Here is a 13,339-nt window from a genome sequence, read left to right on the forward strand (position 1 = left end):
CGTGTTGCGGATGGAGAGGGTTGAGTTGGGCTTGGCGCGCAATATCGTCCAGCGATACGCATTCGAGACGGGCAGCGAGCAGGGCTTCGGCATCGGCGTGAAATTCGCCCATCACTGTTTTGGCAGTCGGCACAATGCCGCATTCGATATCGCCGTGCGGCCAGGGGAAACTTGATTTGGAGGACAGGATAAAATCCCCTCTTTAACTTGCATATTTTTGATACTACATGGTATCGTAAAGCATGAATAACGATACTGTCAAGGATCTTAATAGTCGTGTCCGAAAATAGTCGAGGCCGGCGCGGCCGGCCAGCCAACGAGGCGCTTGGCCAAACGATAGTCGACGTAGCATACGAACTCTTTGTGGAATTGGGTTTTCAAGCGACGACATTGGACAAGGTCACCCAGCGAGCGAAGATATCAAAGCTCAGCATCTATCGGCACTTCGAGAACAAGGAGGCGCTGTTCAGCGCGGCCGTCGCCACCCGCTGCCATCAGTTTGCACCACAAGCCCTTTTTGAAGGCGTCGACGGTTCGGCCGAAGATCAACTCATGGCGCTGGGATCATCCCTCCTTCGCACGCTGTTGAGCCCGGACGTCCGCAGTGTCGAAGCCATGGTCATGGCCGACAAGACGAACCAAAAGTCGTTAAGCAAGCTCCATTACGAAGCCGGCCCCGCCCATATCATCGCCCAAATCGAGGCCCTGTTGCGCCAGTTGCACGCGAAGGCGGTTCTGAACGTGCCCGATCCTCTCCGGTCTGCCCGCTTGTTTGCCGCGCTTTTCAAAGGCTCCGATCTCCTGCTTGTCGCACGCTTCGATGAGGCTAAAGCAGAGGACGACGACGAGATCGAATCCTATTGCCGGTCGGCCGTCGCCATGTTCATCGCCGCGCACGGTCGCAACAACCAGGCGGGGGGATAGCCTGGTTAAAGAACGGATCAGAACAAGGATCATGGCATGACAGAGAAAGATGTTTATCAGGTAGCCGACTGGAAAGGCCAAAGCGGGGAGCGCTGGGTCGCCTACCAGGCCCGGCTCGATGCAATGATGGCGGTGTTTGGCCAGGCCGCGATCGAAGCAGCCGCGCCCGTCGCGGGTGAACGCGTGCTGGACGTCGGCTGCGGCGCGGGAGCGTCTAGTCTGGACCTAGCCGATCGCGTCGGCGCGGGAGGCCATGTGCTAGGCGTGGACATATCCGAACCGTTGATCGATAGAGCGCGCGCGCTAGCACCGCAGCATTCGGCGGCCATGTTCCAAGTGGCCGACGCCAGCAGCGCCGAGCTTCCAAAAGGGGCGTTCGACATTCTGTTCTCGCGTTTCGGGGTGATGTTTTTTGACGATCCCGCGGCGGCCTTCACTCATATGCGCCGCGCGCTCCGGCCGGGCGGCCGGGTCGCTTTCGTCTGCTGGCGCAGCATAGCCGAGAATGATTGGGTGCGTTTGCCGATGGGCGCGATGAAAGGAATCATTCCGGCGATGACGCCGCCCGGTCCCGAAGCGCCCGGCCCGTTCTCGTTTGGTGACCGGGGGCGTGTGGCGCGTATTCTAACGGCGGCTGGCTTCACCGATGTCGCTATCGCGCCCTTCGATGCCTCCATCCCATTCGGCGAGGGGCAGACGCGGGATGCGGCGCTCGACGACGCGGTGAAGATGACACTCGAGGTCGGCCCGCTGTCGCGCGCTCTCGCTGATCAGCCCGACGATATCCGCGTCCGCGCCTCGGCTGCGGTTCGTGCCGTCTTCGCGGGCTGCACTCGCGAGCGGTCGGTGATGATCGACGGCGCAGTGTGGATCGTCACGGCGCGCAATCCGGCAAGCTGACAGGGATTGACCGGCGTTATAGCCCTCAACATGCCACGGCAAGCGCGGCGGGCAGAGCCTTGTTTGCGATCTCGCGACGGGGGAAATAGAGCAGCAACGACGCCGATCATCTCTTTCCATCCATGGACAAACATTAGCAGTTGACGGCAACGATAGCCTTTATGCGCTATCCTTTTCGGCGCTTGTCGCCATATGCTTAAGCTCGTGCCACAGACTTTCGGCAAAACTGCGCAGGACCATGAGTTCGAAGCTGTCGTCGCCGGTGCGCGCGATCTGCACGGAGATATGACCGACCATCGTCATCGCCGCACTGCCTTCCGGGAAGACGGCGGGATCGAGATCGATGGCGGTGCCCTTTGAAAGAAGCAGGCGTGAGGATCGGCCGGAAATGCTGATGCGGACCCGCCCGTGGCTCTGGTCCATGACGAAAGCTTTTCCAGCGAGTGCGGCTGCGAGCGCGTCGAGACTTGCCGGCAGAAGCGGCTCGTCACCGGCGACGAACCATTGGTGGAAGCCGGCCTTGCGGACCGAGCTGTTCGTAAAGCGGGCTTTGGCCAATTCCGCGGCAAGTGCCGCCGGCTCGATCGCGCCGAGCACGTGCAGCAAATAGCCCTCCGGCAACGCCTCCAGCCGGATGCCTGCTCCGGAGATGCCGTTATGTGCCGTCCAGGCGAGAACCGGTTTGTGCTGGGGAAGATCAGGCATGAAGCTTCTCGTTTTCAGGATCGATGAAGACGGGATGGCAGAGCACCGCATCGGTGAATTCGTTGCGCAGGCCGTTCCAGACCGTCACCTTTTCGCCGATGCGTTCCGGTCCACGCTTGACGAGCGCAAGGCCGATCGTATGGCCGAGGCTCGGCGAGAAGGCGCTTGAGGTGACATAGCCCTGGTCGTTTTCGAGCGTCGCCGCAGCACCCTCGGCGAGGATATGCGAGCCGGTGCGGAAGCCGCTTGCCGGATTGAGCGGCTTGACGCCGACGAGGCGCGGCCGTTCGGGATGCTGCAGGCCCTCGCGGGCGAGCATCGCCTTGCCGATGAAATCCGGCTTGGTCGATGAAACCATGCGGCCGAAGCCGAGATCGCCAGGTGTTACCGTGCCGTTGATCTCGGCATGGGTAACGTGGCCCTTTTCGATGCGCATGACGCCGAGCGCTTCGACGCCGTAGGCTGAGATGCCGTGCTTTTCCCCTGATGCCATGATGGCATCGGCAACACTTTCGCCGTAGCCGGCCGGCACGGCCAGCTCGTAGGCGAGTTCGCCCGAGAAGGAAATCCGGAAGAGCCGGCCTTCGAGGCGGCCGCCGAATAAGGACACCTTGCGGGCGCTCATGAAGGGGAAGGCCGCATCCGATATATCCTCGTCGACGATCTCGGAGAGGATGGCGCGCGACTTCGGCCCGGCAACCGCCATCTGCGCCCATTGATCGGTCGAGGAGGCGAAGCAGACGTCGAGCTCCGGCCAGAGCGTCTGGGCGCAGAATTCGAGATGGGTGAGCACGCCGGCGGCAAGCGCCGTCGTCGTCGTCATGAAGAAATGGTCTTCGCTGAAGCGGCTGGTGGTGCCGTCGTCATAGATGAAGCCGTCTTCGCGCAGCATGATGCCGTAGCGCGCCTTGCCGACCGCCAGCTTGGCGAAGCCGTTGCAATAGACGCGGTCGAGGAAGGTCGCTGCATCCTTGCCGAAGATTTCGATCTTGCCGAGGGTGGAGACGTCGCAGAGGCCGGCATTCTTGCGGATGTTCAGCACTTCGCGATCGACGCTTTCGCGCCATATCGTCTCGCCGGCGCGCGGGAACCAGGAGGAGCGATACCAGAGGCCGGTTTCGACGAAGACCGCGCCGTTCTTTTTCGCCCAGCCGTGCAGCGGCGATCTGCGCGCCGGCTGGAAATCCTTGCCGCGCGACGCCCCGGTCAAAGCGCCGAAGGAGACCGGCGTATAGAAGGGCCGGAAAGTCGTCGTTCCCACCTCGGCAGGCGAAACGCCGCGTGCCTCGGCAAGAATGCCGATGGCGTTGATGTTGGAGAGCTTGCCCTGGTCGGTCGCCATGCCGCTGGTGGTATAACGCTTGGCAAGCTCGACATGGCCGTAGCCTTCGCGCACGGCAAGGCCGAGGTCCTTGAGATGCACGTCGTTCTGGTAATCGACGAAAGCCTTGCCCTTCGAGCCTTTGACCGACCAGAGCGGCTTTGCGTGCTGAGCCGTTTCGGTGGCAGAAGCAAAGGCCGGTTCCGCGGCGAGGCCGATTGCCTGCAATGCGGCAGCGGCCTTTGCCGCACCATCGCCGAGGCAGGCTGCGGTTTGCGCAAGGCCGGCGGCCGCGCCGGCAACGGCAAGACCTTCCTGCGCAGACGGCGCCAGAAAGGCCGAGGCCTCCTCCGACCACTGCGGCTTGCCGCCGCGATGGCAGGCAAGATGAATGATAGGGCTCCAGCCGCCGGACATCCCAAGCGCATCGGCTTCGATCCGGCGAAGGCCGCCTGAGGTCTCGATACTGACGCCGCGCAGGCGCTTGCCGCCCTCTGCATCGATAACCCGGGCGCCTCGCAGAACCTCGGCGCGGCCCTGCCAGCTCTTGCCGCCATCGGCGCGGCTGTCGACGATCGCGGCGACTCGAAGGCCGGCGGCTTCGAGGTCGGCGGCGGTGTCATATGCGGTATCGTTGGTAGTAAAGATCACCGTGCCTTGGCCAGGTGCTACCGCCTGCCGATTGAGATAGCTGCGCATGGCGCCTGCCATCATCACGCCGGGAATGTCGTTGCCGCCGAAGACGAGCGGCCGCTCCTCGGCCCCTGTCGCAAGGATCGCCTGGCGGGCGACGATACGCCACAACCGTTCGACCGGACGATCCGGATCGGGCAGCGCCACATGCTTCTGCACACGTTCGACCGCGCCGAAGAGATTGTCGTCGTACCAGCCGAACACCGTCGTGCGCGGCAGCCGGCGCACATTCGCCAGCCCTTCGAGTTCGGCCAGCAGCTCGCCGAGAAGAGCGTCCGCCGGCTTGCCGTCGACGGCGCCGCTGTCCGAGAGCAGGCTGCCGCCGAGATCGGGGCCTTCGTCTGCGAGAATGACGCGCGCGCCGGCGCGGCCGGCCGTCAGTGCTGCGGCAAGACCGGCAGGGCCGGAGCCGATCACGAGCAGGTCGCAATGCGCCCAGCATTTCTCATAGGCATCTGGATCGGCCTCATAGGAGGCCCGCCCCAGGCCCGCCGCCTTGCGGATCACCGGCTCGTAGAGTTTTTCCCAGAGGGCCGCCGGCCACATGAAGGTCTTGTAGTAGAAACCGGCGCTGAGGAACGGCGAGAGCAGCCCGTTCACCGCGCCGACATCGAAGCCGAGCGAAGGCCAGCGGTTCTGGCTCTTCGCCGCCAGCCCTTCGTGAAGCTCGATCATCGTCGCGCGCGTATTCGGCTCGGTGCGCCCGCCGCTGCCTGTCGTCACCAGCGCGTTCGGTTCGGCGGCACCCGCCGTCAGGATGCCGCGCGGGCGGTGATATTTGAAGCTGCGGCCGACGAGTTGGATACCGTTGCCAAGCAGCGCCGAAGCGAGCGTGTCGCCCGGATGGCCTTGCAGCGCCTTGCCGTCGAAGGTGAAGCCCAGTGTCCTGGCGCGGTCGATACGGCCGCCGGAGGAAAGACGAAAGCTCGTCATGCCGGTTCTCCGCCGAGCTTGGCAAGGGCGGCATCCCTGACGCCATGGACCGCATGGGTGACGGTATCACGCTCGACGATCAGCCAGCGACGGCATCCGGAAGAGTGGTGCCAATATTCTCTGTGCCGGCCCTTCGGATTGTCGCGCAGATAGACATAGTCGTACCAGACATCCGCTCCGGCATCCGGCGCCGGCCGGACAAGGTTCGCATCGCCGCGGATCGAGAATTCCTCCTTGGGCCGGGCGCCGCAATGGGGACATGAAATCAGGCTCGCCATCGTCTAAATGTCCTCAGTGCAGATTGGGCTGGGCGCCGACGCCCTTTTCATCGATCTGATAGCCGCGCGCGAAACGGTCGAGCCGGAAGGCGCGCGCCGTCTGGTGCGGCGTATTGCGGGCGATCAGATGGGCGTAGCAGAAGCCGGAGGCGGGGGTGGCCTTGAAGCCGCCGTAACACCAGCCGGCGTTGAGATAGAGATTGTCGATATGGGTGCGGTCGATGATTGGCGAGCCGTCCATGCTCATGTCCATGACGCCGCCCCAGGAGCGCAGGTAGCGCACGCGCGACAGCGACGGGATCATCGCGATGCCGGCTTCGGCGACGTGCTCGACCGTGGCAAGATTGCCGCGCTGGGCGTAAGAATTGTAGCCGTCGATATCGCCGCCGAAGACGAGCCCGCCCTTATCCGACTGGGACACGTAGAAATGCCCGGCGCCGAAGGTGACGACATTGTCGATGAAGGGTTTCAGCCCTTCGGAGACGAAGGCCTGCAGCACATGACTTTCGATCGGCAGGCGGAGGCCGGCCATATCGGCGACGACGGTGGAATTGCCGGCGGCCGCGAGCGCCAGCTTGCCGCAGCCGATGAAGCCCCGGCTGGTCTCGACGCCGGTGACTTCACCGTTTTCCGTGCGGATGCCGGTGACTTCGCATTGGGTGATGATATCGACGCCGCGGCTGTCCGCGCCGCGGGCATAACCCCAGGCGACCGCGTCGTGGCGCACCGTGCCGCCACGCGGCTGGAAGAGGCCGCCCATCACGGGAAAGCGGGCATTGTCGAAATCGAGGAAGGGCAATTTCTTGCGCACCGCCTGCCGGTCGAGGAGCTCGGCATCGACCCCGTGCAGCCGCATGGCGTTGCCGCGGCGCGTATAGGCGTCGCGCTGCGCGTCGGAATGGAAGAGGTTGAGGACGCCGCGCTGCGAGACCATGGCGTTGAAGTTGAAGTCCTGCTCCAAGCCTTCCCAGAGCTTCATCGACAGCTCGTAAAAGGGATTGTTGCCCGGAAGCAGGTAGTTCGAGCGGATGATCGTCGTGTTCCTGCCGATATTGCCGGAACCGAGATAGCCCTTTTCGAGAACGGCGACATTGGTGATGCCGAACTCCTTGGCGAGATAATAAGCGGTGGCAAGACCATGGCCGCCGCCACCGACGATGATGACGTCGTAATGCGGCTTCGGTGAGGGATCGCGCCAGGCCGGCGCCCAGCTCTTGTTGCCGCGAAGGCCGTTCAGGAAGATCGAAAAAGCGGAATAGCGCATGGGTGAATCCGAAAAGAACAGGCCCATGATGACAGAAAGACCGCATTCGACTTGCGTAATAAGGACACTTGCAGCTAGAAAAGAGACATGTCCTCCGATACCAGAAACGTCCAGGCGGTCGGCTTCATCCTGATTCCGGGATTTGCACTGATGTCCTATGCCTCGGCGACCGAGCCGTTGCGGGCGGCAAACCTTCTGGCCGGACGAGAGATCTATCGCGTCTCGACCTTTTCGCCGGATGGCGCGCCGGCGCTTTCCTCCTCAGGCGTCAGCGTGCCCGCCGAACCTCTTCCCCTCAGGGGATCGGGCCTCGGCACCGCCTTCGTCTGCGCCGGCGGTTCGCCTCGGGAGTGGCGATATCCGGGCGTACTTGCCTGCCTGAGGCAGCTGTCGCGCGAGGGCGTGAGGATCGGCGGGATTTCCGGCGGCCCTTATCTGATGGCCGCCGCCGGGTTGCTTGCCGGCCGAGACTTCACCATTCACTGGGAATATGCGGCCGCCCTTCTCGAAGCCTTCCCGGACCTCACGCCGCGCCAGGCGCGCTTCATGATCGACGGCAACCGCATCAGCTGCGGCGGCGGCATCTCCGCCCTCGATATGATGCATGTGCTGATCGGCGAGCGCATGGGGCCGGATTTCGCCCGCCGGGTCAGCGACTGGTATCTGCACACGGAGGTCAACGAACCCGCCGCGCCGCAGCGCGCCTCGCTCGCCGAGCGCTATGGCGTCTACCACCCCGGCCTGCTCAACGTTCTCGAACGGATGGAGGAGACGATCGAGATGCCGCTCGACCGGGCCGCCATGGCGCGCATTGCCGGCGTCACTCCCCGTCATCTCGACCGGCTGTTTTCAGCCCATCTCGGAACCACCTTCCTCGATCAATATCACAGGATCAGGCTGCAGCATGCCCAACGGCTGCTGAAGCAGAGCCCGCTCTCCATATCGGAAATCGCGGTCGCCACCGGCTTTTCCAGTCCGAGCCACTTTTCCCGCATGTTCCGCGCGGTTTACGGCATCGCTCCGCGTCAGGCGCGGCAGGAATAGGCTTTCCTCACGGTTGAGAAAATTTCACTGCCACGATAGGGTCGCGTCCGAATAAAATAGAAGGTGACGGGAAAATCGATGAACTCCAAAGGTGACGCTGCGGACAAGCAGGAACACGCAGCCGGCGGGCGGGTCCCTTTTTCTCAGGATCCCCACGCCGTTCGGGAACCGAAGGAAAACAACCTCGAAATGGCGATCGGCCACGAGGTCCGCGCCTATCGCAAGAAACTCGGCATTACCGTCACCGATCTCGCGGCCGCGACCGGCATTTCCCTCGGCATGCTGTCGAAGATCGAGAACGGCAACATTTCGCCGTCGCTGACGACGCTGCAATCGCTGTCGCGGGCGCTCGGCGTGCCGCTGACGGCCTTCTTCCGCCGCTATGAAGAACCGCGCAATGCCGTCTTCGTCAAGGCGGGGCAGGGCGTCGAACTCGAACGGCGCGGCACCCGCGCCGGCCACCAGTATAATCTGCTCGGCCATATCGACAACAACACCAGCGGCGTCATCGTCGAACCCTATCTCATCACGCTGACGGCCGATTCCGACGTCTTCCCGACCTTCCAGCACGAGGGCATGGAGTTCCTCTACATGCTCGAGGGCGAGGTGATCTATCGCCACGGCGATCAGCTTTTCCATATGCAGCCGGGCGACAGCCTGTTCTTCGACGCCGATGCGCCGCACGGGCCGGAGCAGCTGGTGAAACTGCCGAGCAAATACCTCTCGATCATCAGCTATCCCCAGCTGAACTCCAGAAGCTGACTTGCCTGAGAAGAAAAAATTATTCTTCCAAGTTGAACTCCACAAATAGACCTGCTAGTCCTTTCTCAACACGAAAGGAGGCACGGCTATGTGCGGCATTGTTGGATTGTTCCTCAAGGACAAGAGCCTTGAGCCCCAGCTGGGAAACCTGCTCTCGGACATGCTGATCACCATGACCGATCGCGGGCCGGATTCGGCCGGCATCGCGATCTATGGCGGCTCTGCCGAGGGCAAGGCGAAAATCACCATCCAGTCCGCCAATCCGGGTGTGGACTTCGAAGGCCTCGCCGGCGACCTGGAGAAAGCCGGCATCAAGGCTCATGTGTGGATCAAGAGCACGCATGCGGTCATCGAGCTTGATGCCTCCAAGCTTGGAGACGTGCGCGAGGCGCTCGAACGTATCCGCCCGTCAGTCCGCCTCATGGGCTCGGGTGAAAGCGTCGAAATCTACAAGGAAATCGGTCTTCCGAAAGACGTCGTTGCCCGCTTCGGCGTCCGCGCGATGAGCGGAACCCACGGCATCGGCCATACCCGCATGGCGACCGAATCCGCCGTCACCACGCTCGGCGCCCATCCGTTCTCGACCGGCGCCGACCAGTGCCTCGTGCACAACGGTTCGCTCTCCAACCACAACAATCTGCGCCGCGAACTGGTGCGCGAAGGCATGACCTTCGAGACGCAGAACGATTCCGAAGTCGCCGCCGCCTATCTCACAGCCGAAATGGCCAAGGGCAAGGATCTCGGCCAGGCGCTGACCGGCGCGCTCGACGATCTCGACGGCTTCTTCACCTTCGTCGTCGGCACCAAGTCCGGCTTCGGCGTGGTGCGCGACCCCATCGCCTGCAAGCCCGCCGTCATGGCCGAGACGGACCAGTACGTCGCCTTCGGCTCGGAATACCGCGCGCTGGTCAACCTTCCCGGCATCGAGAATGCCCGCGTCTGGGAGCCGGAACCGGCAACCGTTTACTTCTGGGATCACGACAAGGCCGCCTGAGGGGCGCCTGAAAGCCAAGAGGCGGCTCGGGCCGTCTCTCCGACCAACGAGGTACCAATGCCCACATTCGATCTTTCCAACACCCCTCTCCGCGAACTGAATAGCGCCCTGCATGCCCTGTCCAAAGGGGCGAACGACACCGAATTCGAAGTCATCAACCCGCGCGGCAGCCATGCCGTCGCCGTCGGCATCGACAGCCCGGTCACGGTCGCCGTCAGAGGATCGGTCGGCTATTACTGCGCCGGCATGAACGACGGCGGCAGGGTTACGGTTCATGGCTCGGCCGGTCCGGGCGTTGCCGAAAACATGATGTCCGGCACCGTAGTCATCGAGGGCGACGCCAGCCAGTATGCCGGCGCCACGGGCCGGGGCGGCCTGCTCGTCATCAAGGGCAATGCGGCCTCGCGCTGCGGCATTTCGATGAAGGGCATCGACATCGTCGTTCATGGCAGCATCGGCCACATGTCGGCCTTCATGGGCCAGTCCGGCCATCTCGTCGTGCTCGGCGACGCCGGCGATGCGCTGGGGGATTCGCTTTACGAAGCCAAGCTGTTCGTCCGCGGCGAGGTCAAGAGCCTCGGCTCCGACTGCATCGAGAAGGAGATGCGGCCGGAGCATCTGGAAAAGCTTGCCGAGCTGCTCGACAAGGCGGGCGTGACGGGCGTCAGGCCCGAAGAGTTCAAGCGCTACGGCTCGGCCCGCAAACTCTACAATTTCAACATCGACAACGCCGACGCGTATTGAGGCGAGGGACATCCATGAGCTATCACAACCCTTACACCCCGCCACGTAAGTCCGCGACCTTCGACGATTACACGCTCGCCGAAATCCGCCGCGCGGCGGCCACCGGCATCTACGACATCCGCGGCGCCGGCACCAAGCGCAAGGTTCCGCATTTCGACGATCTGCTGTTCCTCGGCGCCTCGATCTCGCGCTATCCGCTCGAAGGCTATCGGGAGAAGTGCGACACGACGGTGGTGCTCGGCTCGCGTTTCGCCAAGAAGCCGATCACGCTGAAGACGCCGATCACCATTGCCGGCATGAGCTTCGGCGCGCTGTCCGGCAATGCCAAGGAAGCGCTCGGCCGCGGTGCGACGATCGCAGGCACGTCGACCACGACAGGCGACGGAGGCATGACGGACGAAGAACGCGGCCATTCGCAGACGCTGGTCTATCAATACCTGCCTTCGCGTTACGGCATGAATCCGAAGGACCTGCGCCGCGCCGACGCGATCGAAGTCGTGGTCGGCCAGGGCGCCAAGCCCGGTGGCGGCGGCATGCTGCTCGGCCAGAAGATCTCCGACCGCGTCGCCAATATGCGCAACCTGCCGAAGGGCATCGACCAGCGCTCGGCCTGCCGCCATCCGGACTGGACCGGCCCCGACGATCTCGAAATCAAGATCATGGAGCTGCGCGAGATCACCGATTGGGAAAAGCCGATCTACGTCAAGGTCGGCGGCGCGCGCCCCTATTACGACACGGCCCTTGCCGTGAAGGCGGGTGCCGACGTCGTCGTGCTCGACGGCATGCAGGGGGGCACGGCGGCCACACAGGACGTCTTCATCGAGAATGTCGGCATGCCGACGCTTGCCTGCATTCGCCCGGCCGTTCAGGCGCTGCAGGATCTCGGCATGCACCGGAAGGTGCAGCTCATCGTTTCCGGCGGCATCCGCTCGGGCGCCGACGTTGCCAAGGCCCTGGCGCTCGGCGCCGATGCCGTCGCAATCGGCACGGCGGCGCTCGTCGCCATCGGCGACAACGATCCGCACTGGGAAGAGGAATATCAGAAGCTCGGCACGACGGCCGGCGCCTATGACGATTGGCATGAGGGCAAGGACCCGGCCGGCATCACCACCCAGGACCCGGAACTCGCAAAGCGCCTCGATCCGGTCGCGGCCGGCCGCCGCCTTGCCAACTACCTCAAGGTGATGACGCTCGAGGCACAGACAATCGCACGCGCCTGCGGCAAGAACCACCTGCACAACCTCGAGCCGGAAGACCTCGTCGCGCTGACGATCGAGGCATCGGCCATGGCGCAGGTGCCGCTCGCCGGCACCAACTGGATTCCCGGCAAGGGAGGCTTCTGATTTCTACCGGCCGGGCAAAAGACCCGGCCGTCTCATATCCATAACCAAGGTGTCTCCAAGAAATCCAAAGGGGAACGAGTATGACACTGGACCTTGCTGCTTTTGCCAAAGACAAAGGCATCAAATATTTCATGATCAGCTACACTGACCTGTTCGGCGCTCAACGCGCCAAACTGGTCCCGGCTGAAGCCATTGCCGATATGCAGAATGATGGCGCCGGTTTCGCGGGCTTTGCGACCTGGCTCGATTTGACGCCCGCCCATCCCGATCTGTTCGCGGTTCCCGATGCTTCCTCCGTCATCCAGCTCCCATGGAAGAAGGACGTCGCTTGGGTTGCCGCCGACTGCGTCATGGACGACCGGCCTGTCGAGCAGGCGCCGCGTGTGGTGCTGAAAAAACTGGTCGCGGAAGCTGCGAAAGAGGGGCTCCGGGTGAAAACCGGCGTCGAGCCTGAGTTCTTTCTCATCTCTCCGGACGGCTCGGTGATTTCGGACCAGTTCGATACCGCAGAGAAGCCCTGCTACGATCAGCAGGCGGTGATGCGCCGGTACGACGTCATTGCCGAGATTTGCGACTATATGCTCGAGCTTGGCTGGAAGCCCTACCAGAACGACCACGAGGATGCGAACGGCCAGTTCGAGATGAACTGGGAATATGACGATGCCCTCAGGACGGCGGACAAACATTCCTTCTTCAAGTTCATGGTCAAGTCGATCGCCGAAAAGCACGGCCTTCGCGCCACCTTCATGCCGAAGCCTTTCAAGGGCCTGACCGGGAACGGATGCCACGCCCATATCTCGGTCTGGGATATCGACGGCAGGGTGAACGCGTTTGCGGACAAGGAAATGCCTTTCGGGCTCTCTGCCCAGGGCAAGACCTTCCTTGGCGGGATCATGAAACATGCTTCGGCGCTGGCCGCCGTCACGAACCCGACCGTCAACTCCTATAAGCGGATCAACGCTCCGAGAACGATCTCGGGCGCGACATGGGCGCCGAACACCGTCACCTGGACGGGCAACAACCGCACGCACATGGTACGTGTGCCGGGTCCCGGCCGCTTCGAACTCCGGTTGCCCGACGGCGCGGTCAATCCTTATCTTCTGCAAGCGATCATCATCGCCGCCGGCCTTTCGGGAATGCGATCGCAAGCCGATCCCGGCAGGCATTATGATATCGATATGTATCGTGACGGACATAGCGTCACCGACGCTCCGAAGCTGCCCCTCAATCTTCTCGACGCGCTGCGTGAATACGAGAAGGACGAAGAATTGCGAGCGGCGCTTGGCCGGGAGTTCTCCTCCGCCTACCTCAAACTGAAGCATGGCGAGTGGAATACCTATTGCTCACACTTTACCGAGTGGGAGCGGAGCACCACTCTGGACATTTGATTTCCCAGCCGCATCCGCGGCCGCTTGCCCCGTGCCATCGGCACGG

At 63.0% G+C, this 13,339-nt stretch carries 13 protein-coding genes; 9 read left to right on the forward strand and 4 right to left on the reverse strand.

Annotated features, from left to right (window positions below; genetic code table 11):
* Positions 1 to 31: 31 nt before the first annotated feature.
* The 3 genes from ATY78_RS17655 to ATY78_RS17665 all read left to right on the forward strand — a co-directional run bounded on the left by ATY78_RS17655 (position 32) and on the right by ATY78_RS17665 (position 1,824).
* On the forward strand, positions 32 to 175 hold the full coding sequence (locus tag ATY78_RS17655) for a hypothetical protein (RefSeq protein ID WP_190237489.1): 144 nt from the start codon (positions 32 to 34) through the stop codon (positions 173 to 175).
* A 101-nt stretch (positions 176 to 276) separates the two neighbouring features.
* The gene (locus ATY78_RS17660) at positions 277 to 924 is read left to right on the forward strand and encodes a TetR/AcrR family transcriptional regulator (protein ID WP_088683603.1); all 648 of its coding nucleotides are present in this window, start codon (positions 277 to 279) and stop codon (positions 922 to 924) included.
* 36 nt (positions 925 to 960) lie between these two features.
* Positions 961 to 1,824, forward strand: a complete 864-nt coding sequence (locus ATY78_RS17665; RefSeq protein WP_088683604.1) for a methyltransferase domain-containing protein — start codon at positions 961 to 963, stop codon at positions 1,822 to 1,824.
* Between the two features lie 159 nt (positions 1,825 to 1,983).
* Here the strand turns inward: ATY78_RS17665 and ATY78_RS17670 are convergent, their stop codons facing one another.
* Genes ATY78_RS17670 through ATY78_RS17685 form a run of 4 tightly spaced genes read right to left on the reverse strand, consistent with a single transcriptional unit; the run spans position 1,984 to position 7,018 of the window.
* The gene (locus tag ATY78_RS17670) at positions 1,984 to 2,529 is read right to left on the reverse strand and encodes a sarcosine oxidase subunit gamma family protein (protein WP_088683605.1); all 546 of its coding nucleotides are present in this window, start codon (positions 2,527 to 2,529) and stop codon (positions 1,984 to 1,986) included.
* Complete coding sequence (locus ATY78_RS17675) at positions 2,522 to 5,476, reverse strand: sarcosine oxidase subunit alpha family protein (protein WP_088683606.1); 2,955 nt, start codon at positions 5,474 to 5,476, stop codon at positions 2,522 to 2,524. The genes ATY78_RS17670 and ATY78_RS17675 overlap by 8 nt, the downstream gene beginning before the upstream one ends.
* Positions 5,473 to 5,754: a sarcosine oxidase subunit delta gene (locus ATY78_RS17680; protein ID WP_088683607.1), complete on the reverse strand. Its 282-nt coding sequence runs from the start codon at positions 5,752 to 5,754 to the stop codon at positions 5,473 to 5,475. Before ATY78_RS17680 ends, ATY78_RS17675 begins: the two co-directional genes overlap by 4 nt.
* 13 nt (positions 5,755 to 5,767) lie before the next feature.
* Complete coding sequence (locus ATY78_RS17685; protein ID WP_088683784.1) at positions 5,768 to 7,018, reverse strand: sarcosine oxidase subunit beta family protein; 1,251 nt, start codon at positions 7,016 to 7,018, stop codon at positions 5,768 to 5,770.
* Positions 7,019 to 7,105: 87 nt separating this feature from the next.
* Here ATY78_RS17685 and ATY78_RS17690 point away from each other — a divergent pair, with 87 nt between their 5' ends.
* From ATY78_RS17690 to glnT, 6 genes are all read left to right on the forward strand, one after another.
* The gene (locus ATY78_RS17690) at positions 7,106 to 8,062 is read left to right on the forward strand and encodes a GlxA family transcriptional regulator (RefSeq protein ID WP_088683608.1); all 957 of its coding nucleotides are present in this window, start codon (positions 7,106 to 7,108) and stop codon (positions 8,060 to 8,062) included.
* Between the two features lie 78 nt (positions 8,063 to 8,140).
* Positions 8,141 to 8,824: a helix-turn-helix domain-containing protein gene (locus tag ATY78_RS17695; protein WP_088683609.1), complete on the forward strand. Its 684-nt coding sequence runs from the start codon at positions 8,141 to 8,143 to the stop codon at positions 8,822 to 8,824.
* Between the two features lie 88 nt (positions 8,825 to 8,912).
* On the forward strand, positions 8,913 to 9,818 hold the full coding sequence (locus tag ATY78_RS17700) for a glutamine amidotransferase family protein (protein WP_088683610.1): 906 nt from the start codon (positions 8,913 to 8,915) through the stop codon (positions 9,816 to 9,818).
* Positions 9,819 to 9,875: 57 nt separating this feature from the next.
* Positions 9,876 to 10,562: a GXGXG domain-containing protein gene (locus ATY78_RS17705; RefSeq protein ID WP_088683611.1), complete on the forward strand. Its 687-nt coding sequence runs from the start codon at positions 9,876 to 9,878 to the stop codon at positions 10,560 to 10,562.
* Between the two features lie 14 nt (positions 10,563 to 10,576).
* A complete protein-coding gene (locus ATY78_RS17710; RefSeq protein WP_088683612.1) occupies positions 10,577 to 11,905 on the forward strand; it encodes an FMN-binding glutamate synthase family protein in 1,329 nt (442 codons plus the stop codon).
* A gap of 80 nt (positions 11,906 to 11,985) precedes the next feature.
* Positions 11,986 to 13,293, forward strand: coding sequence for a type III glutamate--ammonia ligase (glnT, locus tag ATY78_RS17715; protein WP_088683613.1), 1,308 nt, complete (start codon positions 11,986 to 11,988; stop codon positions 13,291 to 13,293).
* Positions 13,294 to 13,339: the final 46 nt, after the last annotated feature.

The sequence above is a fragment of the Rhizobium sp. R635 genome (genome assembly GCF_002211285.1).
Classification (GTDB): Bacteria; Pseudomonadota; Alphaproteobacteria; order Rhizobiales; family Rhizobiaceae; genus Rhizobium.

What these genes read in the sequence shown, in the direction of transcription:
- ATY78_RS17685 (WP_088683784.1), bottom strand. Translation starts at nt 7,018, where the DNA reads ATGCGCTATTCCGCTTTTTCGATCTTCCTGAACGGCCTTCGCGGCAAC.
- ATY78_RS17680 (WP_088683607.1), bottom strand. Translation starts at nt 5,754, where the DNA reads ATGGCGAGCCTGATTTCATGTCCCCATTGCGGCGCCCGGCCCAAGGAG.
- ATY78_RS17705 (WP_088683611.1), top strand. Translation starts at nt 9,876, where the DNA reads ATGCCCACATTCGATCTTTCCAACACCCCTCTCCGCGAACTGAATAGC.
- ATY78_RS17700 (WP_088683610.1), top strand. Translation starts at nt 8,913, where the DNA reads ATGTGCGGCATTGTTGGATTGTTCCTCAAGGACAAGAGCCTTGAGCCC.
- ATY78_RS17665 (WP_088683604.1), top strand. Translation starts at nt 961, where the DNA reads ATGACAGAGAAAGATGTTTATCAGGTAGCCGACTGGAAAGGCCAAAGC.
- ATY78_RS17695 (WP_088683609.1), top strand. Translation starts at nt 8,141, where the DNA reads ATGAACTCCAAAGGTGACGCTGCGGACAAGCAGGAACACGCAGCCGGC.
- ATY78_RS17710 (WP_088683612.1), top strand. Translation starts at nt 10,577, where the DNA reads ATGAGCTATCACAACCCTTACACCCCGCCACGTAAGTCCGCGACCTTC.
- ATY78_RS17690 (WP_088683608.1), top strand. Translation starts at nt 7,106, where the DNA reads ATGTCCTCCGATACCAGAAACGTCCAGGCGGTCGGCTTCATCCTGATT.
- ATY78_RS17675 (WP_088683606.1), bottom strand. Translation starts at nt 5,476, where the DNA reads ATGACGAGCTTTCGTCTTTCCTCCGGCGGCCGTATCGACCGCGCCAGG.
- glnT (WP_088683613.1), top strand. Translation starts at nt 11,986, where the DNA reads ATGACACTGGACCTTGCTGCTTTTGCCAAAGACAAAGGCATCAAATAT.
- ATY78_RS17670 (WP_088683605.1), bottom strand. Translation starts at nt 2,529, where the DNA reads ATGCCTGATCTTCCCCAGCACAAACCGGTTCTCGCCTGGACGGCACAT.